At 43.7% G+C, this 20,376-nt stretch carries 15 protein-coding genes; 1 reads left to right on the forward strand and 14 read right to left on the reverse strand.

Annotated elements, in window-relative coordinates:
- Positions 1 to 159: 159 nt before the first annotated feature.
- The 10 genes from NI000_RS30575 to NI000_RS30620 form a co-directional block, all read right to left on the reverse strand.
- Positions 160 to 819 (reverse strand): Crp/Fnr family transcriptional regulator, encoded by a 660-nt coding sequence (locus NI000_RS30575; protein WP_253415140.1) that lies wholly within the window; start codon positions 817 to 819, stop codon positions 160 to 162.
- 1,150 nt (positions 820 to 1,969) lie between these two features.
- Positions 1,970 to 2,656, reverse strand: a complete 687-nt coding sequence (locus tag NI000_RS30580) for an expansin EXLX1 family cellulose-binding protein (protein ID WP_253415174.1) — start codon at positions 2,654 to 2,656, stop codon at positions 1,970 to 1,972.
- Between the two features lie 780 nt (positions 2,657 to 3,436).
- Positions 3,437 to 5,110 (reverse strand): extracellular solute-binding protein, encoded by a 1,674-nt coding sequence (locus NI000_RS30585; RefSeq protein ID WP_253415141.1) that lies wholly within the window; start codon positions 5,108 to 5,110, stop codon positions 3,437 to 3,439.
- 71 nt (positions 5,111 to 5,181) lie between these two features.
- The gene (locus tag NI000_RS30590) at positions 5,182 to 6,006 is read right to left on the reverse strand and encodes a carbohydrate ABC transporter permease (protein WP_253415175.1); all 825 of its coding nucleotides are present in this window, start codon (positions 6,004 to 6,006) and stop codon (positions 5,182 to 5,184) included.
- Between the two features lie 115 nt (positions 6,007 to 6,121).
- The gene (locus NI000_RS30595; RefSeq protein ID WP_253415142.1) at positions 6,122 to 7,093 is read right to left on the reverse strand and encodes an ABC transporter permease; all 972 of its coding nucleotides are present in this window, start codon (positions 7,091 to 7,093) and stop codon (positions 6,122 to 6,124) included.
- Between the two features lie 36 nt (positions 7,094 to 7,129).
- Positions 7,130 to 8,680, reverse strand: coding sequence for an ABC transporter substrate-binding protein (locus NI000_RS30600; RefSeq protein ID WP_253415143.1), 1,551 nt, complete (start codon positions 8,678 to 8,680; stop codon positions 7,130 to 7,132).
- Positions 8,681 to 8,724: 44 nt separating this feature from the next.
- Entirely contained in the window at positions 8,725 to 9,546 is an 822-nt protein-coding gene (locus NI000_RS30605; RefSeq protein ID WP_309247949.1) for a carbohydrate ABC transporter permease, read from the reverse strand.
- Positions 9,547 to 9,648: 102 nt separating this feature from the next.
- Positions 9,649 to 10,578, reverse strand: a complete 930-nt coding sequence (locus NI000_RS30610; RefSeq protein ID WP_253415144.1) for an ABC transporter permease — start codon at positions 10,576 to 10,578, stop codon at positions 9,649 to 9,651.
- Positions 10,579 to 10,717: 139 nt separating this feature from the next.
- Positions 10,718 to 12,349 (reverse strand): helix-turn-helix domain-containing protein, encoded by a 1,632-nt coding sequence (locus NI000_RS30615; RefSeq protein WP_253415145.1) that lies wholly within the window; start codon positions 12,347 to 12,349, stop codon positions 10,718 to 10,720.
- Positions 12,327 to 14,084: a sensor histidine kinase gene (locus tag NI000_RS30620; protein ID WP_253415146.1), complete on the reverse strand. Its 1,758-nt coding sequence runs from the start codon at positions 14,082 to 14,084 to the stop codon at positions 12,327 to 12,329. The genes NI000_RS30615 and NI000_RS30620 overlap by 23 nt, the downstream gene beginning before the upstream one ends.
- A 298-nt stretch (positions 14,085 to 14,382) precedes the next feature.
- On the opposite strand from NI000_RS30620, the gene NI000_RS30625 reads away from it, so the two are divergent.
- Positions 14,383 to 15,819, forward strand: coding sequence for a cellulase family glycosylhydrolase (locus tag NI000_RS30625; RefSeq protein WP_253415177.1), 1,437 nt, complete (start codon positions 14,383 to 14,385; stop codon positions 15,817 to 15,819).
- A gap of 139 nt (positions 15,820 to 15,958) precedes the next feature.
- On the opposite strand, the gene NI000_RS30630 is transcribed toward NI000_RS30625, so the two are convergent.
- From NI000_RS30630 to hpaB, 4 genes are all read right to left on the reverse strand, one after another.
- A complete protein-coding gene (locus NI000_RS30630) occupies positions 15,959 to 16,627 on the reverse strand; it encodes a DJ-1/PfpI family protein (protein WP_253415147.1) in 669 nt (222 codons plus the stop codon).
- A gap of 374 nt (positions 16,628 to 17,001) precedes the next feature.
- Positions 17,002 to 17,538, reverse strand: a complete 537-nt coding sequence (gene ssuE, locus NI000_RS30635) for an NADPH-dependent FMN reductase (protein WP_253415148.1) — start codon at positions 17,536 to 17,538, stop codon at positions 17,002 to 17,004.
- A gap of 71 nt (positions 17,539 to 17,609) precedes the next feature.
- The gene (locus tag NI000_RS30640) at positions 17,610 to 18,485 is read right to left on the reverse strand and encodes a hypothetical protein (protein WP_253415149.1); all 876 of its coding nucleotides are present in this window, start codon (positions 18,483 to 18,485) and stop codon (positions 17,610 to 17,612) included.
- A gap of 86 nt (positions 18,486 to 18,571) precedes the next feature.
- On the reverse strand, positions 18,572 to 20,026 hold the full coding sequence (gene hpaB / locus NI000_RS30645) for a 4-hydroxyphenylacetate 3-monooxygenase, oxygenase component (protein ID WP_253415150.1): 1,455 nt from the start codon (positions 20,024 to 20,026) through the stop codon (positions 18,572 to 18,574).
- Positions 20,027 to 20,376: the final 350 nt, after the last annotated feature.

Genomic DNA, 20,376 nt, shown 5'->3' on the forward strand with positions numbered 1-20,376 from the left:
ACTCGTATGGATATGTTCAAAAAAATGTCTATACAACATACTCTATTCCTTTATTACTAATCTTTCCGGTTTCATTAAACGGACCGTTTTTTTTGCGTTTGGCGCTAAATTAGTCTAATTTCGTTAAACCTGTTCCATCCAGAAACCGTAATGAATGCATTAATTATTAAGCAATATTAACAGTTTCTGATGTTGAATATGGGTGATCTGACCTCGCTCTAAACGCAGAAGGCCCTCTTTCTCCATTGCCTTCAGTGTCCGACTGGTTACTTCTCGAGTAGTACGCAATTCAATCGATAAAATGTCATGTGTAATGGAGAGTGAATCATTATTGAAATTTGTATTTTCTATCAGGTATTCATAGATTCGGGTGCGAATTGACTTAAAGTATATGTTCTCGATTAAAATGGACAAAGTATTAAGATAATGAGCCAACGATCTGAATATAAATTGGCGAAAGTTTTTATATTTATCCATCCATTCTTGTAAAATCTGGACCTTAACAATCAAAACAGTAGTCGGTTTCTCGATGCAAGCCGAGGCTTCGAACTCATTGTGTCCTAAAATGCTTGATAGCATTAATGGACAGCATTCGCCACTATTGATCCGAAATAGAGCAACTTCTTTCCCTTTATCGTTCAACTTATATATACGGATTGATCCTTCTAGGATTAAGAATGTGTACTTCAGAAATTCTCCATCATGAACAACAGAGTTAGCGGGCAATGAAAGGATGGAAATCTCTTTCCAATCTTCTGGAGAAATATCAGCGAGAAAATCGAATTGAGTAATCACATCCTCGATCTGTTGATTTTGCATACCGTAGCTTGACCTTCCTTTACAACAATGTACATATAAAACATAAAAAAATTTAAACAATATTACTTCTGATTAGTTACTTTTGCCCTTGTAGGAATGTAGTGCAACATGATGATTTTTCAATCATTGTGATCGATTATGAGCTGTGTCTGGAAAAATGCTGTCTTTCCGGCTGTAAATCTGACTTCATTAGCATGGAAATACAGATCCTCAAGAATATTTTTAATAACAGCTACTAGCGCTTCCTCGCTATTTAAAACGGATGGCATTATATAGATAGGTGAACATGATAAGCTGATCAGCAATACGAGCTCCTTGTTTTTTCACGACTCCACACAAGTAGTCTGCTCGCAGAGACAACATTCAAATTTTTAAGCCCTACCAAGCCTACCATTATTGTACAATGAAATATTTTCCACAATCTTAACAAGTATTTCTATAATCTTAATTTTCACATTATACTTAATTATGGTTTTACTTGATTTATTAATATTTTTAGGTCATTTCACCTTAAATATAAGTTAAAGCGGTTAGATTTTGGAATCAGTTCATTGGCCTGTCTATTTGGTTCTTAAAATCAGTTAGTAAGGGACATGGGGCAATTAATAAAATCTAAAGTGAGCTTTTGAATCGGAGCAGTGCTCCGCGGCCATTTAAAGAACAGCATGCGCTTGTATGCTTTCAGACAATGCCTCTTAGAGCAGCTTGCTTATTTCCTTTTCTTTCACCTAGTTTTGACATATCATTCTCCACTAATGAATATATTACATGCCCGTAAACGACTAATGGCCTCATCCTTTAAACAAAGGACGAAGCCACTAGCATTTAAAGTATTTCTTATTATAACCTAATAAGCAAGCGAGCAATGTTTGCCGAGGGTGCTTAAATCTGTTCCGGAGGCCGTGACACGCTTCGTGGCTGATCGGGCTACTTTCCTTTGCCCATAATCTGTTGAAGAAGATCAAAAAGAAAACATGGTAGCTTCAGGATGCTCCCTAAAGCCACCATGTTTTCTTAGAGGTTAAAAAATTTAACTAGAGTTGCGCCGATCAAGGCAAATCACTACTTTTGGAACTGCCCCTATACGCCAAGATTACGGCTACGACAACAGAACAGCTTGTCCAATAGATATCGGACCTTTGGTTATATGTCAATCGGGAAGCTGAACATTCCCGGGAACCATATAGGCACCGGAACCATGTGCTGGAAGGCCAGGAATGGTATCTATGACGCTTATTCCACGGATATCTGTAATTCTGACTTGCAGCGGCTGGGTACCCAATTGCTGCGTGCTGACAAAGTGATTGTAGGGAGCTTTCGGCAGATTGATCCAAGTGCCGTTTTTGTTAACTTCGAACTTCATTACGGGATACTTGTGATTTCTCACCTGAATGGCCGCCCACCACTGGCTGCTGCCTTCTTTGATTCGATATTTAAAATTCCCGGAAATTGGAGCTTTGACTACCTTCCACTGAATATTAATTTTCCCAGCGCTCATGTTCCCGATTTCAGAAAATGCGTTTGGACTTAAATCGAGTGCCCCCGGCGCCGCTTCCGGGTATAAGTCCGTAACATATACGACTGTCTTCCCCTTGGGTCCCTGCACTTCCAAGTAGGCGCCTGCGAGCGCGGCCTGTACACCGTTGTAATTATAATCTGTCGAATTTAACGCCGTAATTTTCATATCGCGCGGAATCGGATCAAGCAGCGCAGCCCCGCCTTCGTACCCTGAACCGGTATAGGTGGCATAGGAGCTACGAACATCATTCCAAGAGGCAAAAGCCGTAACTGTAGATAATATCAGAGCAGATACCAAGGTGACCACAAGTGCAAGCATCGATTTTCTTCTCATCATAGCAAAATCCCTCCTAATAATAACGATTTTAACCAGAGAAGCGGCTAACGGGGTTTGTTTTCCCCTCCCGTTCTGAGTCTTACTTCTGCTTAAAATATAAAGTTAGCTTCACCTCCTCGTAGGTTCATATGATTTATAGACAAGGCAAAAAGCCTCGGCTATCATAAAGGTAAGGCATGTTTCACTCCCTTTCTGTCAAGCATGGGCTGCCTTCCGCAACCTCAGACATGTCTGGGGCTGTTCTGCTGTCAGTCGTCATCGCTTACTTCATCCCCTCTGCACACATGCCGCCTCGTGGAAAGTCGCCCTGACTTCCTCAACGTCAATCTTGTAACTGCACCGCATGGAGAAAATGAAGCCGTCGGCGTAAGATGAAGCGTTACAGTTATAGCGAATAAATCGGCGGTAGATTCGGCTGTTTCGCGATGGTGTCGTTGTAGCTCTCCTGCAAATTCCCTTGGCGCTGTTGCCCAAATAATTGAACATGAATAGATCGAGATGCTCATACTGATCCCCAAACTGTACAAGCCTCTTGGCTCTGGCCCAGTCGGTACGGCAAATGGGATCGATAAGCAGATACATAAAATTAATGTTTTTGTCCTTCAAAAGATCCAGCCGGGTTCTGACGGAACGCATCGTCTCGCCCTGATTCCGCCCCGCATCGATGCATAGAGGCACGAAATCGATAAAATCGCTGACCGTATTGTAATACGACGCCTCTTCATACCTTCGTCCATCATCTAGGAACAGAAAGATCTACGATTATTTAGCGAATTGCGCAAGCTTTTGTTTATTCGCTTCGAATTCTTTTTGCTGGTACGCCTGTATCTTACCAATCCCTGCTGCTGTGCGATCCTTCTGGAATTTATCAAAGATCTGGTCGAACTCCGTATCAGACTTGGCAAGCAACAGCTTCGGCAGCGTCTTTCCCCAATTCAGCATGATCTTGTTGTTAGCAATCCCTTCTGCAGATGTGCCTGTCGGAATAATGTTATCGTATTGCGAAAAATTCTTCGCCTTGCCTTTTGTCCATTCCTCAAGCTGTTTGCCAGGCTCGGTGGCTGGCGGAACCCAATTAAAAATCAGGTTGGTATCCATAAGCATCCAAAAGGTGAAGGCAGATCCATATTTTTTGTCAAAAGCCGCGCGATCCTTATTCATCAATTCCAACGCTTCAGGCTTGAATTGTTCTTTGCCATTCACAATATCGTAGCTAACGCCTTTCTCGCCGAGGTACAGGTCCTTGTTTCCTTCTTCACTGATCAGATAACTTAGAAATTTAATCGCTCTTGCTTTGTCTTTCACGTCCTTGGAGATCAAGGTAAGGGTCCATCCCGAAATTCCGGGACCGCCCAAGGTCGGCGGATCCTTTTTCATATTCGCAGGGCCGTCAACGGCGATATACACCTTGTTAGGATCTTTTTGGTATAATGAAATATTTTGGTTCGATAAATCAGAGCGTTGATACAGCATGGCAAAATATCGCCCCTGCGCGATCTTTTCTTCCATTTGCGGACGTTTGTCGATAAAGATGTCTTTGACCAGCAAGCCCAGTTCATTCGCTTTGCGGAACGTCTTCAACCAACTGACATATTCCGGATCGGTTGAGCGGTCGTACAGCTTACCGTCCTTCTCATAAGGAACAGCAAGAAAGTTCTGTAAATAACTTTCCAGCGAGTAGTTTCCTTTGTCGGTAAACTCATGAAGACCGAGCGGAATCAACGGCTGACCGTTCACGTCTGGGAATTTCGTCTTCGCTGCTTCCAGTGTTTTCAGGAAACCTTCCTGCGTTCGCATATCCGGCTTGCCAAGTGCCTCATACATATCTTTGCGAACCAAAAAGGTTTGACTTGACGTAAATTCGTCTCTATACTTCTTGTAGTCCTGTGGAGAAGACGAGGCATTGGGATAGCCGTAGAAATTGCCGTCCTTTTGCGTATACCAAGCGATCTTGGCGGGATCGGCAACCTTAAAAAAATACGGATCATACTGTTTCGCAAGATCGCCAAGAGGAAGCACCATGTTGCCCTCGATCATTTTTTTTACCGCGTCCTCATACCAGCCGAGCGTAATAATATCGGGCAGCTTGCCGGAAGCGATCATTGTGTTAAGCTTCTCATTCTCATTGCCCGCAGGCACGATAAAATTGATGCTCACACCGGTTTTTTTCGTGATATACTGGGAGGTCGCGTCTCCCCCCCACTTGTTCGGAAACCAAGAGAAGTTCAGGTACCAATCAAAGGTGATCGGCTTCGTATCCGATTTCCAGCCCGGATCATCGGTATTTGCAACAGGTGCCTCTGCCGCTTTCGTCGGCTCCGGTTTGCCCGAGCTGCCTTCTCCTTTATCAATGGAACATGCAGTAAACGATACGGCTGTAAGCACAGCAAGCAAAGCAGTCAAAATTTTGCGCGGGTGACTCGATCTCGGTCTCATTCTGTTTTCCCCTTTTCTGTTTATGTTCGGCTTTCTATCAAAAGAATTTTTCGAAACGGAATACCTCACGCCTACCCTTTAATCGACCCAATCATAAACCCCTTTACAAAATATTTCTGTAGGAATGGATAAGCGATAACAATCGGCAGGGTTGTCACCACCATGGTTGCTAACTTAATGGACTGGGAGGACACGGTCTTGGCGATGCTGCCGGTGGCCGCAACTGCAAGTTGGTTGGAGCTCGATTGCGCCACAATGCGGTATAGATAAGTTTGAATCGGCTGAAGATCGCTATTGTTAATAAAGATCATCCCGGTAAAGTAGTCGTTCCACTGATATACCCCGTGGAAAAGCGCAATCGTTGCAACGACAGGCATAGAAGCCGGAAGGATAATCCGGTAAAAGATTTTAAAGTCATTGGCGCCGTCAAGCTTTGCGGATTCCTCCAGCGCATCGGGAATTTCCCGGAAGAAAGACTGAAAGATAATGAGATCAAAAAAACTGAATATTGCCGGGATGATATACACCCAAAAGCTATCGAGCATCCCCAGATCGCGGATCAATAGATAGTAAGGGATGAGCCCGCCTCCGAAAAACATCGTAAAGGTACCGATCACCATATAGACGGGCCGGCCGATAAGCTCCTTACGCGACAAGGCGTACGCCACCATCGCAGTAAAGAACACGTGAATGACCGTACCGACCAGCGTCTTTGCCACGGTTACCCCCATCGCCAGCATGATACCATTATTGGAAAATACGGCTAAATAGCTGTCCAAGCTGAACACTCGCGGCCACCAATAGATGCCTCCGCGCATGGCATCATTGCCGTCATTTAAAGAGTTCACAAGCACATACCAGATAGGATATAGCGTCACAAAACATATCGTAAGCATCAGCACATTATTGAATTGGTTAAAGGCGAGATCCTTGAAAATTCTGGATTTAATAAGAAACACAGCATCCTCTCCTTGGAATCTTTTCACCAGTAGTATTCTGCAAGCATCACTTCTAAAACAGTGACGTATTGCTTAAGCGCTTCGTAATAAAGTTAGCCGACAGTAACAAAATGAGCGAGATAATGGACTTGATCAGACCTACCGCTGTCGCGTAAGAATAGCGACCTTGCACAATACCGGTTTGGTAAACGTACACATCTATGACGTTGCTGCTGCTTTCGTTAAGCTGGTTTTTGAGCACAAGAATTTGGTCAAAGTTCGAGTTCAGAATGCCGCTGACAGCAAGAATGAACAGAATGGTGATTGTACCTTTGATTGACGGCAATGTAACATACAGCATCTTCTGAAAACGTCCCGCCCCATCGATGGTAGCAGCTTCGAACATTTCCGGCGAAACTCCGGCAATAGCCGCCAGATAAATAATTGCCGACCAGCCAAGCTCCTTCCAGATGTCCGAAGCAATGATAATACTCCAGAAATATTGGGGCTCTGCCAAAAAGCTGACGGGCTCCTTCATGACATGCAGCCCTATCAGGATTTTATTGATAATACCGGTGTCCGCCAGCCATGTAGCCAGAATCCCCCCGAGAATAACCCAGGAAAGGAAATGCGGCAGATACGATATGGTCTGTACCAGCCTTTTAAATCGGACAGAGCGAAGCTCGTTCAGAAATAGCGCAAAAACAATAGGCAACGGAAATCCTATGAGCAGCTTGAGGATGCTCATGCCGAGTGTATTTTTAACGACATAGCCAAGATTTTCGTCTTCCAAGATAGCCTTGAAATGCTCAAGTCCTACCCAGGGCGCATCTGAAATGGATTTAACGATGTTAAACTCCTTAAAGGCAATAATGATGCCGTACATCGGAACATAGTTGAAAACGAACATCCAGGCAACACCAACCAGAGCCATGATCTGCAGATATCGCTGTCCGTTTAACTTATGAAGTACCTTTGATACAGATCTTCCAGACGCCGTTACGGATGGTTTACTGTGGCTGGAGATCTTTGACTCTACGTTCATCCCTTTCCCCCCTTGATACTATCCAACTTATAAATATTATTTTTTGCTTGCGAGGAACGCATCGAGTTGTTTTTGCTTCTCAGCCTGTATTTTGTCTAAGCCGGCCGCTTTCAGCTTCTCCGTATATTTCGGAAGAATTTTATCAGGATCTACGGAACCTGTATCGAGAGCGGGATCGTACTCTTTGCCGACATTCACGAGCGCCGCGACTTCGGTCTTAACAGGTTCGGCATTAAAGGTAAAACCAAGACCGGGGGATTTTTTCGCATCCTTGTTGAATTCTTTGAATTTATCCCATTTTTGCGGATCTTCAGTGTCCCAGATATAGTTCAGGAACTGATTGCCGAACATCCACGAAGCCCCGGGACTGTAATTCTTTGTCGCTCCCGTCGCTTTGATCATATTGTCGGAAACTTTCTGATAATGCACGCCTTCGATTCCAAAGTTAAGCAGATTGTTCAACTCTTTGTCCGTATGCAGCAAGTTGATGAACATCATGGTGCGCACCGGATCATCCGACGTGGTCGAAATCCCTAGCATAGAGCCTGCGGTTTCTCCTGTCGACACGGTTTTGGCCGTCATTTCGATTTGCTTCAGCTTGCCCTGCAGGTTAATTCCGTTGGCCACCTCGGCATCCTTACCCGGTTTTAAAGGAGAAACGATCATGAAAACGTTACCTGCCTTTAAAGCATCTCCGGTACCAAGCGAAGTCGTGGCCGCATCTTTGTTAATATAACCCTTTTTCATATAATCTCGAGTAATTTTCAAAGTTTCTTTATACCGGTCAAGCTCGCTTGTTTTAACTACCTTCGTGCTATCCAGATCTTTCAGAATAACACCGGGAATGGTAGCATCGCCAAGGGCGTCGGTTTGGGCAAAGTAATGCGCGTTGAAAGTATCCCCTTGTCTAAGGAATAGCGGAATCATATCAGGCTTTTTCTCCTTGACAACAGAGAAAATAGGTTCAAGATCTTGGATTGTCTTCACATGGGTCATATCCAGGCCAAGCTCTTTGGCGACGTCCGAACGATATACCACTCCGCCTTGAGCGGCCAATTCCTTGTTCGTCGGCACAGCGTAATTTTTACCGTTAATTTTCGCTCCTTCCAGGAAAACTGGACTTAAGGTGTTAAGAATGCCTTGCCCGTGCTTTTTCAATAAATTCCCGTATTTATCAAGTCCGTCGTCATTCAGCGGGAGAAACGCGCCCTTGGACACATTGACGGCGTGTCCGTTCCATTGAGCGGTAAACAGAAGGTCGAATTTTTCGCGGGATGCGATCATAAGGTTTGATTTATTATCCCATTGTCCCCAGTCAATCGGCATCAGTTCGATCGTGGCATTGATTTTGGGCTCCAAAATCTTATTGAGCGCCTCTTCGACTTTGGCTTGGTCCGGTTGAGGGCTTCCCGGAAATACCATTTTCAATTTATACGGCTTCTGGTCTATAGCGGATTTTCTGTCGCCTTCCGAATTACTGCCGGCCTCATCCATGCTGCCGTTATCACCACTACATCCTATCAGGGTTAAAGAGAAAAATAATAAGAACGTGAATAACACAAGAACGTTTCTTCGCAATGCTTTCATTGAACTCAAACCTCCATATCTAAATTGCTTTATGCCAACATCACTCACCCTTTTACAGCGCCGACCGTTAAACCTTTAACAAAATATTTTTGGAAAAAGGGGTAAGCGAACACGATTGGGCCGATTCCTAATACTGCCATTGCCATGCGCACGGTTTCCGTTGGAAGGTTAAGACCTCCTCCTGATTGGTTAATAGCCTGCAAGGCTTGAGTGTTGGAGGTAAGGAATTGGATATCGAGCATTGTTTTATACATTAAATACTGCAGATTGACATTTTGACTACCGGTTATAAAGACTAGGCTCGTAAACCAATCATTCCAGTAATTTAAAGTTTGAAACAAGGCAACGGTTGCCAGGACGGGGAGAGAAAGCGGCAAAATGATTTGCGCAAATATTCGAAACTCACCGGCTCCATCTATCTTAGCCGACTCAATCAGCGCAGGCGGTATCGTGTTGGAAAAGAATGTTCGCAGCATCAGTACAAAAAACGCCGATACCAGCAAAGGCAAAATCAGAGCGATCAATGTATTTTTCAGATTCAGCATTTGGGTATAGACCAAATACCAGGGAACAAGTCCTCCATTAAACAGCATTGTAAAAAACATAAAGAAAGAGAACACATTTTTGTGCGGAAAATCTCTGCGTGAAATCGGGTAAGCGTACATCGCCATAATGATCACACTGATGATGGTCCCGGCTGCCGTGACAACAACGGAAACTCCAAACGATCGTACGATTTGTTCCCAGTCTTTGAACAAAAATTGATATGCCGAAAGACTGAATGTTTCCGGTATAAAGTTATAGCCGTTTATTAACACAGCCTTCTCATCGGAAAATGACACGATGATCACGAGCAGAAGCGGCAAGATGCATACTGCCGTATTAAACCAGAAAAACAAATTAATTATAATATTAGCAGTGTTTGAAATGTCATTTGGCCTACGCCTGTTCACCCAAAATCACCCTTCTTAAAATAATGCATTCTCTTTACTGACCCGTCGTACAATCAGGTTCGACCCAAGAACCAGAATAAATCCTATGACCGATTGAAATAATCCCGCTGCGGATGACATCCCGATATCTCCCATTGACAAAAATGTTTGATAGACATAAGTATCAATGACCTGTGTCGAAGGATACAGCGCCCCCGCGTTCCGCGTCACTTGAAAGAACAATCCGAAATCGGCATAAAAAATTCTTCCGATTTGTAATAAGGTCATAACGATCATAACGGGTACAATGAGAGGAATCGTAATCTTTTTGATTTGCTGCCATTTAGAAGCGCCGTCAATTAGCGCAGCTTCATAGTATTCATTGTCAATTCCCAGAATTGCTGCCATGTAGATAACCGTATAGTAGCCGATATTTTTCCAAATATTTATGATCGGTAAAATAAATGGCCAGTACTTCGGTTCGGAATACCATTCAATTGGTTCGATCCCTAATTTAGGAAAAACGACAGTGTTCAAGAAACCATGGTCTTGTCCAAGAAAAGCATAAACTAAATAGCTGACAACGATCATGGACAAGAAAAACGGAAGGAACATCGTGCTCTGATGGAATTTGGATAAAAACCTGCTGCGCATTTCATTGAACATAATGGCGAATGCAATAGCAACAAGGAGATTCAGGACAATAAACACAGCGTTATAACAGAGTGTGTTTCGGGTGATGATCCAAGCGGTTTCTGTCGAAAATAAAAACTTGAAATTTTGAAAGCCAATCCAAGGGCTTTGAAGAATCCCTTTGGAATAGTTAATGTTCTTAAAAGCGATGATCACGCCGAACATTGGAATATAGTTATTCACAATCAAAACAAGGCTGGCAGGTAGCATCATGATATAGAAAATCCAATAGGTGCGAACTGTCTTAAAGAGTGCAGGAGTCGATTCAGGCATTTTCCGAACTTGCCCTCCTCTTTGCCAAAGCGCTCAGAGTATTACTCATTTGCTCTTCCCCCCTAGTCGGTTTCTCGTTATTTATTATTACCGATATGGAAGAGGGCGGTCTATCCTATATGTAACTTTTTGAGCATCATTATGACTTGTTGATTTGGAATTTTTTTCGGTATTCTTGCGGGGAAATGCCGGTTACTCTCTTGAACATTTTGGCAAAATGCGAGAAGTGGCTGTAGCCGGTAACTTCCGCTACACTGCTTATTTTACGGTCCGACTCTATGAGTAATTTCTGCGCTTTGTCCATTCTGACCTTTAGCATATATTCGGATAACGATAGCCCCGTTTCTTTCTTAAAAAGACGGGACAAATAAGCGGGATTCAGATGGACGTAATTAGCAATGTCCTCCCTGTTCAGTTCTTCATGCAGATGATCGCTTATAAATTTCTGGACTTTAGCGACGACAGCGGAAATATCCTGATGGTGCCTGCTCATATACTTGATACCGGTCGATACAACGCGAATAGCCCAACTGCGAAGTTGTTTTAGCGACCGGGTAGCGGCGGCAGTATCCTGCAGTTCGTCATGAGGGAACATGTTCTGAATCGACAAGCCTTTTTTATGACCCACATGATATACCATATGAATTAGACCGTAACACAAAGCTTGCAAGGTTTCCGAACGCGCCGCGCCTTGTTGCATCCGATCTGTAAGTTCATCAATGCGCATAAGCAGTTCGTCCAGTTTGCCGAGTTCATACAGTAAAAACCAGTCGTTGATTGAAGCTACCGATGGCAAGGTAGCGCCGGATACTTCATGGGAAAGCTGGAGCTGATGCAGAACGCAATTGACCTTCATCACATTATCTCGTTCCATTCTAAGGAGAGTGCCCACCACCTGATTGATTTCGGTAACAGGCGTCTTTTCCCCAATATAACACGACAAGTTGCAGTGGAAGAAACGGTTGCAAGCCTGGATGTAGTCTTGACATCTATTGTCTAATTCCATGGAAACAGGAGTGCTATCTTGCACATAGAAGAGCACCAGATTAAAACCGTTGTGGTCTAGTATGACGCACCCGGGGTTATCTTGAAGAATCATTTCCGCACCCGCTTTGCGCAAAGCGTAACCCATAATTTCTTCGTCTCTTGCGTTCAAGTCTTCCTTCCATTGTTCCACGCTGATCAGAACGGGAATAATCAGGCTTTGTGCGTTCAACGGAATACTGTACATTTCGAACGCCGTCTGCAGTCTTTCTTGCGTCGAGGGAATTTTACCGCCCAACAAATCTTGCCAAAATCTCTCTACGAGAATAGGCAGTTGATTTAACCAATGCTTGTAATAAGTTTCGTAAGTTTTATTGAAATCCAGTAGCTCCTGCTCCGATTGAATTTTATGAATTGCCTTGGCGACGATTTCCTTCAATTGACTATGATCAACAGGCTTTAACAAGTAATTAAAGCTTCCAAGTTGGATCGCTTTCTGCGCGTAATCGAAATTAGCGTGGCCTGTCAAAAAAACGGTTTCTGTAAAAGGAGAGTGCTCCTTGACCCATTCCTGGAGCTTTAAGCCGTTGGCATCAGGCATTTCAATGTCGGAAATTAACACGTCAATATTGTGGGTCATTAATATATGCTTGGCTTCTTCTGCACAGTAAGCCTCATAGATTTGCCTGATAGGCAGGTCAGACCAATCGATCCCTTGCGTAATGCCCTTTACAGCGAATTTCTCGTCATCCACTACAAGTAGGTTAAACAACCAAATCATCTCCATGTCCAAAATGATGTTGAAGAGGGAAACGGATTTTAATTTCGGCTCCCATCTGCTCTCTGTTTGCAAAATAGATTTTGACCGCCCCGGAACTCATTTTAAGTCGGCGCATCACGTTCCAAATCCCCAAATGCTCCTCTCCGGATTTCTCCGCATAGTGCCCGGAATTCAACTCATGCAGCATTTCCGGCGTAAATCCTTTTCCGTTGTCGGAAATCGTGACAATAAAGTAATGCTGCGGGTCATCCGGGTCGGGGAACGCTTCGATTTCCACGTTAAATCGCTCCAAATCCATTCTATAACCGTGAATCACAGCATTTTCCACGAATGGTTGCACCGTCAACGGAGGTAATTGATAATGCCGATATGCATCCTCGATACGAATAGAAAAAGTCAGGTTGTCGGGATATCTCATAATCTGGATTTCCAAGTAATTTCCAATATGTTGAAGTTCATCTGCAAGCGATATGGACGTGCGATTGGTGCGTATGAGATTGCGAAAATAGTCGGCCAAATGAAGCGACATTTTTTGCACGGATTTGTGGTCTTTTAGAGCGGCTAAATTGTAGATGATATTCAAGCAATTCATATAAAAGTGGGGATTGATTTGCACCTGAAGATGTTTGAACTCGGCTTGCTGTACCCTTATTTTTTCTTCATAAACGGAAATCTTCAAATGCTCGATTTGCTTGGCCATATCGTTAAAAGTAGAAATCAGGTACGAAAATTCCGTTGAATGACTTTCATTCAGACGGACATCGAATTGGCCACGGCCGATTTTTCTCATGCCGTGAATGAGTTGAGCCATCGGCTTTAAAAAAATCTTTTGCAGGAAAGCAAGGTATAGAGCGAGTACCAAGGCAACTCCTAAGGGGAGAAAATAGATGGCCTTTTGTAAATATGGCAAGTTCTTCAGGATATTCGTCTCGGCTACTATAACCAGGTAACGAATATTTGCATACCGTGATGATCTCCCCATCGCCAAGTATTTCTTATTATTCATCTCGTCTCGTACAATTTGATATACCCGCATTTCGGGGGTAAGTTGACTTCTAATCGCAGCATAAGTTTGAACCGGCAAAAAATTACGCGTCAACGGTTGTCCGTCATCCTTAACGATGATCGTTCCACCACCCTCGCCCACATCCCACATACCAAGCGGCTTCGCCAGACTGTTCAAGTCTATAAGACAGCCGGCATAAATATTGGAACCTAAATCTTTCATTTGTGCTATAAAATAAGCCTCTTTCGATTCAATCAACTTCCAATTGCCCTGGTTAGGTGCCATATGATTTAATACTTGCGAAAGATGTTTCTGTACCGTTTCGTAACGCTCATGGAAACGTCCGTTTTCCTGCGTTACGATTAACAGGTCATCGTTTGACTTGGCATACACGAAAAAAGTATCGATCATGTTGTAGTATCCGATGTCTTTTACAAGTTTGTTGTAAACTTTTTGCTTGGCCAAAATATAGTCGTCCATTAAGGAGTTATAAGCTTGCATCGAAACAATGTCCGGGTCGCTTTCCATGCGATAGAAATAGTAGTCGAATTCCTTCAACGCATTATCATTAACAGTCACATAGTGAGTGAGCAGCTTGCTATAATTCATGGAGACTTGTTCGCGAACTACATTTATCGAATATACGTTATTGTAAAAAAGGAAAAATACAAGTGGTGCCACAACAACAATGAATCCGCTTACAATTTTAAATCTGACTGAATTTTTGATATTCATGATATGCCACCTCGGTATTATACACGATAGTTCAATACGGATATTATACAGGTTCGTAAGTTCCTCATTCTAACACTTCTAATGCCAGATTAACACTTTTGTTACTTTTTTGTCCAATAAGAGACAGTGGTTTTTAAAACAAGTCATAAGAGTGTCAAAAATATCACGCCATGGATAGATGTCCTTTTTCTGAATCAGTAAAATAAAGACAAATTTAAGGGAAGGGGGGTCCTATCGACAAACAGGGAGACACGATAACAAGGAGAGAAAAAAATTATAAGGAGGTAATGTTTACATGCTGAAAAGAATGGTTTCGTTCCTATGCACGTTTCTTATCGCTGTCATACTGTCAGTAAATTCTGTTCCAGCAAACCATGCAAAAGCCGAAGCAAGTACGTACGTATCCCAAAACGGTCAACTGAGGGTTTCTGGAAGCCAGTTGGTGAACCAGGCGGGGCAAGCCATCCAGTTAAAAGGGATGAGTTCCCATGGGCTACAGTGGTTTGGACAGTTTGTGAACAAGAGCAGTATGAAATGGTTGAAAGAGAATTGGGGAATAAACGTGTTTCGTGCGGCGATGTATACGCAAGATGGAGGTTATATCAACGATCCTTCCCAAAAAAATAAGGTAAAAGAAGCCGTTCAAGCCGCGATCGATCTTGGCATCTATGTAATCATCGACTGGCATGTACTGGGCGATCAAGACCCGAACAAGTATAAACAACAAGCAAAAGAGTTTTTTCAAGAAATGGCCACTTTATACCATGGTTACCCGAACGTCATTTATGAAATCTGCAACGAGCCAAATGGAAATCATGTTACGTGGAATAGTAGTATTAAGCCTTATGCTGAGGAAGTAATTCCAGTTATCCGCTCCATTGACCCGGACAGTATTATTATCGTAGGGACCGGAACATGGAGTCAGGATGTGCACCATGCGGCGGACAATCCGCTCTCTTACAGTAACGTTATGTATACCGTACATTTCTATGCCGGTACTCACGGTCAATGGCTGAGAGATCGCATAGACTATGCGAGAAGCAAAGGTGTAGCTGTATTCATTACAGAGTGGGGGACAAGCGACGCTTCCGGTGATGGCGGCCCTTTCCTTGCGGAGTCTAAGCAATGGATCGACTTTATGGAAAGCCGAAAACTGAGCTGGGCCAATTGGTCGTTATGCGATAAAGCTGAAGCATCCGCTGCACTTGCCCCCGGCGCAAGCCCATTTGGAGGATGGTCTGATGCGCAGTTATCGGCTTCCGGTAAGTTTGTTAAAAATCAAATGAATCCAACACCACCCAGCGACGGCATCATTTCCGGTAAAACCTACAAATTGATTAATGTTGGAAGTGGGAAAGCTCTTGATGCAGCCGCTGGCAGTACCGAAGACGGTGCGAACGTACAAATCTGGGAAGATAACGGTACAGGAGCTCAGCGATGGGTGATCACCGATGTAGGCGGCGGGCTGTATAAAGTGATTAAAGAAAATAGCAATAAAGCTTTGGATGTAGCCGGGAATGCGAATGGTGCGAATGTACAAATATGGAATTATGGCGGCGGCGCAAATCAGAAGTGGCGCATTGTAGATGTAGGCGGTGCCTACAAATTAATCGACAGCAACAGCGGCAAAGCTTTGGATGTAGCAGCCGCTGGGACCGAGAATGGCACGAACGTTCAAGTTTGGGACGATAATGGTACGAATGCTCAAAAGTGGAATCTGCATAAATTGAATTAAACTAGGAGATGTAAACTGAAAAAGCCTGCATCGCTTATTTTGCGAGCGATGGCAGGCTTTTTCAATTAAAACTTATCAATCATGTTCAAACCGAACCCTCGCTCCTATATGAGCCCTCTATTCCAATACCGTTGCTGACTTATTTGTGATTTAAAATATTGGGATCCTGCTCTGAAAGTTCTTCAAGCACTCCTCTAATTTGCTCTATCAATGGCGCTGGCGCTTTCTTTAGTGAACCCGTATCAAACGGAGGCTGAGGATCGTATTCCAAAATCAACTGGACTCCTTTGCTCATATCTTCCCCCAATTCCCATGCTACTAATTGGAGTGCCATGTCGATACCAGAGGAGACACCGGCTGCTGTTACGATTTGGCCATGTCGAACCACTCTCTCTTCTGTTGGAATGGCTCCAAGAGAACGGAGCAAGTCGAAGGACTGCCAATGGCAAGTTGCCACCGCTCCATCCAATAAGCCTGCAGCGCTCAAGATCAGAGAGCCGTTACAAACCGATGTAGTCCATTTCGCAGTCTCATGTAATTGGCGAATCCAACTCAACGTTTCTTCGTCATTCATTGGAGTTTTATAATAAGGCGGACTGCAACCGGGAACGACAAGAATATCAGCTGAAGTAATTTCAGAAAAGCTGTAATCAGCATGCAGATAACCCATTTTTGAGTCCAGTCTGATTATCCCTTTTTTCTTGGCGACAAACTTCACGTTACATTTCAGTGTAGCAGAAAATACTTCATACGGGCCAATTGCATCTAAAGCTGTGATTCCATCGTAGAGCATGATTGCGACTTCCATGATGATCTCTCCCTTTACATGATGTTTAATTCTATTGCAAATGAAATATACCATACATACGTAGGGTATGTCTTTGTCAGTGTTGTGAATTACACATAGCTATAAAGAGCTATTTGCCACCACCTTTATTAAGCTAGTCAATCCGTTAGTGTAGCAATAACTGTGAATGGTAAGGTCATTGCCGAAAAGGTCAATTGATAAAGACACACTACACTGCTAATCACCCAGCGACGTTGTCCTGCAGCTAGCAAGCGATTCCGTACTCGTCGACCGGAATGGGGAAAAGTAGAAAAAACGCCTTTATCAAAGGCGCCAAGGTAATTGAAAAATCTACAAAGCCTAAATTTCAGCTTTTATCGCGTTCATAAAGTAACCTATAGCCTATTCGCCATACATTGAATTAATTCTTTAGCCGAATGAAGAACCCTAGCCTTAACCTCATCATCCACTATAAAACCGCCAGTTTCCATACGCCTCACTTGAGTGTCGCAAATAAAAATCCCTTGCATTTGATAACGCGCTCCCAAAACCGAAAGCACGGGCTTCAAAGAGTTCTCAATTGCAAGCAAGTGTGCGATCGTACCTCCGACAGCAACTGGCAGCGTTACTTTATGCTCAAGTCCACTCTCAGGAATTAAGTCTAAAAAAGTTTTGAGAACCCCACTATACGAGGCTTTATAAACCGGCGTAGCCACTACAACGGCATCGGAATTCTGAATGAACTGATTTGCCTCCATAATTGCCGGACTGTTGAATTTTGCATAGATCAAATCCTCCGGCGGGATGGCTGCGACCGGTATCCAATTCAACTTAGCTCCGGCTTCCTTCAATGCATCGGATAACAAGTCAAGCACACCTTCTAAGCGGGAAGAAGTGAACGGACTTCCAGAGATAATAGTTATGGTGCTCATTTTCAACTCCCCTCACTCTCAACGATTGGTTTTAGCTCTTTTGTTGTTCACTCAAACGTTCTTAATTAGCGTTATATGCCATAAGCAGAGCCAGAACGGTTATCTGCAATCGGAAGCTGCATGACCCATTCCACATAGATCGATTGTGAAAAAAACTGAAGATTGGTCTGAAGGAATAAATCAAGCGTAGCTATAAGTTGACTGTATTCATTTGGCTCAACTTGGGCAATACCAGTCATCGTTTGATCATTTGATTCCACACGAACAATATATCTGCCTGGACCTGGTAGCGTATAGTGCTGATAAGGTAGAAATACCACTTGCACACGTGGCGTTATCCAAAATCGTTTTAATATTTTTACTTCTCCGTGTGTTCGATAATAATCTCCCAGAAGTGGAGCCACTTGATGCACATCCCCTGATTTTAGTAAACTTCGAATCAAGGTGGAGCTTATTTTTTGACCGTTAGACTTCACTTTTGGCACAATCGTAACTTGAAACTTCCCCATGCCGTCAGATTTGAGGGTGTTTGCGTCGCCATTTCCACGAAAACCGTAATTGAAATCAAAACCGATCACCACATGGTCGGTTTGCAAAGGGATGAGATAACGATCAACGAACTCACGGGGAGACATGCCTGCAAATGTCATGTCAAACTTTACGACATATAGTTTATCGACTCCCAGCCTTTCCATTATTTTCGCCTTTTCCACAATGGGCATCAGATAGCAGACGGTTTCCTTGCCGTTACGTAACACTTCTTTGGGGTGGGGTGAAAATGTCATGACGGACAACTCCGCCCCAATCTTCATTGCGATTTCTTTCGCTGTTAAAATTACTTTTCGATGCCCTAAATGAACTCCGTCGAAATAGCCAAGGGCCATTACACAACGCTTCCTATCGATAGGTGATGTTATCGGATCTTCGGAAAGATAAATAGTTTCCATTATGGACAACCTTCCTTATTGGATTCGCCGCTTTCCTTGACACCGCCATATAGGGCATATGATACACGAGAAACGTCGGAATGTAGTTAATTATACCGGTTTAAAAACTCGATGACTCGATCTACATACGGTTTCTTATTGTAGCCGTTGTATAAAGCTCCGGCCATTCGGACAGGATCTCCAAAGAAGAAGCGCTCATACAACGTTTGACGTGAACCGAATGAACTCATGCATACATCCCAGGCAAGACGGTAAAGTCTCACACGTTCGTAAGCGCTCCCATTCGCTGCCTGCAAATATTTATCCAGATCAGGCCGCAGTTCTGATTCAAAGTCCGCTTGATTGGGAATCGCCATAAGGCCGCTAGCTCCAAATATCTGCATAATTTCTGTTAATCGCGGATAAACCTTCGGAAAATAATTGCGTGCAGCGTTCAGTGGGGCGAAATCGGGTGTCATAATCCCCCATTTGTCAACCTTAGCGTTCGCCTCAGAAGCAGTCAGGAATGCTTTCATTGCTTCCAACGCCACAATGACTTCGCTCATTTTCTCGTGAATATGCTGGAAATGACCGATATTGATCATTTCGACCATCAAGTGAAGCAGTCCGAGCACAAATTCAGTCTTAGCTACGTTTTTGCATACGACTTGGTGTGTCATATGCACTTGTGCGTTGCTCTCCACATAAGTTTTGTTGCACACTTCCACATCGCCAAGCGCGAAGATCCTGTCCCAAGGAACAGTCACATCGTCGAAAACAACAATCGTATCCATTTCTTCAAAGCGTGAGCCAAGCGGGTGATCAAAAGACGATTTTCCGTAATCGAACGACTCCCTGCAAATAAATTTCAATCCGGGTGTATTGTTGGGAATAGAGAAGGCAAAGGCGTAAGGGTTATCGTCATCGCTTTGTTTCAGCAAGGTCGATGGGAATACCATGATTTCATCAGTGACTCCCCCTTGTGTTGCCAATAACCTTGCCCCGCGAATGACGACACCGTCTTCGGTCTTTTTGACAATCCGTGCAGCAATATAGGGATCCGGCAATTGCGAGCTGCTCACAGCGCGATTTACTTGCGGAAGAATCAATGTATGGGTCAAGGAAAGGTCATTTTCCCGGCAGTACTCGTAATATTTCCTCATATTTTCGGCAAACATCTTATCCTGCATCCCGAACATTTCCGCCGCTGAACCATACGCCATGATGCCAACATTGATATAATCCGGGGAACGCCCCATCATACCATTGTTGTAACGAGCCCACTCGGTCATCATCATTCTTCTTTTTTCCAAATCCTCTTTCGTCCGCGGTTGTATGAAGGAAGTATTGACACGATCTCCGGTCGTCGGGGACTCATACGTCATATAATCGTGTTTGTCTGGATGAAACTGCAGCTCGTAAAGCTCGCTTTGCGTCTTCATCACCCCTCTGAAAGCAGGATGCTCGGAAATGTTTCCCGTCACTTGCTTGCCGTCGATCCAAATGTTCGCTTGAGCTTTATCCACACGCTCGATATATTGTTTTCCCGTTTTGGCTGGCATTAGTAGCCTTCCTCCCATTATTTATTGTGATAGTTCCCGTCTAGTGCGTGAGCTTTACGTCATACACTTGGTTTGCCGAATTTAGGAATATGATGCTCGTGTAATGCGATATGGATCATACCGTTGTCGATCGATTGCGCCAGCCGGATGCCGCGCTTTATATCGTTTGACCATACATAGGCAGTCCCAGCATTATATACATTAGCTACTTCTTTCGGTGCAATGTTAGCCGTCGCGCTGATATACCCAACCCCCCTATTGCAAGCCAAAGGAAGCGCTTTCAATATGCGGTTTATTAAACTTTATAATGTAGCAATATCAACATCCCCTTTTTTGTGGAATGGTGTGAT

This window comes from Paenibacillus tyrphae (assembly GCF_024158745.1).
Lineage (GTDB): Bacteria > Bacillota > Bacilli > Paenibacillales > NBRC-103111 > Paenibacillus_G > Paenibacillus_G tyrfis_A.

What these genes read in the sequence shown, in the direction of transcription:
- NI000_RS30585 (WP_253415141.1), bottom strand. Translation starts at nt 5,110, where the DNA reads ATGAGACCGAGATCGAGTCACCCGCGCAAAATTTTGACTGCTTTGCTT.
- hpaB (WP_253415150.1), bottom strand. Translation starts at nt 20,026, where the DNA reads ATGCCAGCCAAAACGGGAAAACAATATATCGAGCGTGTGGATAAAGCT.
- NI000_RS30590 (WP_253415175.1), bottom strand. Translation starts at nt 6,006, where the DNA reads ATGCTTACGATATGTTTTGTGACGCTATATCCTATCTGGTATGTGCTT.
- NI000_RS30615 (WP_253415145.1), bottom strand. Translation starts at nt 12,349, where the DNA reads ATGGAGATGATTTGGTTGTTTAACCTACTTGTAGTGGATGACGAGAAA.
- NI000_RS30620 (WP_253415146.1), bottom strand. Translation starts at nt 14,084, where the DNA reads ATGAATATCAAAAATTCAGTCAGATTTAAAATTGTAAGCGGATTCATT.
- NI000_RS30595 (WP_253415142.1), bottom strand. Translation starts at nt 7,093, where the DNA reads ATGAACGTAGAGTCAAAGATCTCCAGCCACAGTAAACCATCCGTAACG.
- NI000_RS30575 (WP_253415140.1), bottom strand. Translation starts at nt 819, where the DNA reads ATGCAAAATCAACAGATCGAGGATGTGATTACTCAATTCGATTTTCTC.
- NI000_RS30580 (WP_253415174.1), bottom strand. Translation starts at nt 2,656, where the DNA reads ATGCTTGCACTTGTGGTCACCTTGGTATCTGCTCTGATATTATCTACA.
- NI000_RS30610 (WP_253415144.1), bottom strand. Translation starts at nt 10,578, where the DNA reads ATGCCTGAATCGACTCCTGCACTCTTTAAGACAGTTCGCACCTATTGG.
- ssuE (WP_253415148.1), bottom strand. Translation starts at nt 17,538, where the DNA reads ATGAGCACCATAACTATTATCTCTGGAAGTCCGTTCACTTCTTCCCGC.
- NI000_RS30600 (WP_253415143.1), bottom strand. Translation starts at nt 8,680, where the DNA reads ATGAAAGCATTGCGAAGAAACGTTCTTGTGTTATTCACGTTCTTATTA.
- NI000_RS30640 (WP_253415149.1), bottom strand. Translation starts at nt 18,485, where the DNA reads ATGGAAACTATTTATCTTTCCGAAGATCCGATAACATCACCTATCGAT.
- NI000_RS30630 (WP_253415147.1), bottom strand. Translation starts at nt 16,627, where the DNA reads ATGGAAGTCGCAATCATGCTCTACGATGGAATCACAGCTTTAGATGCA.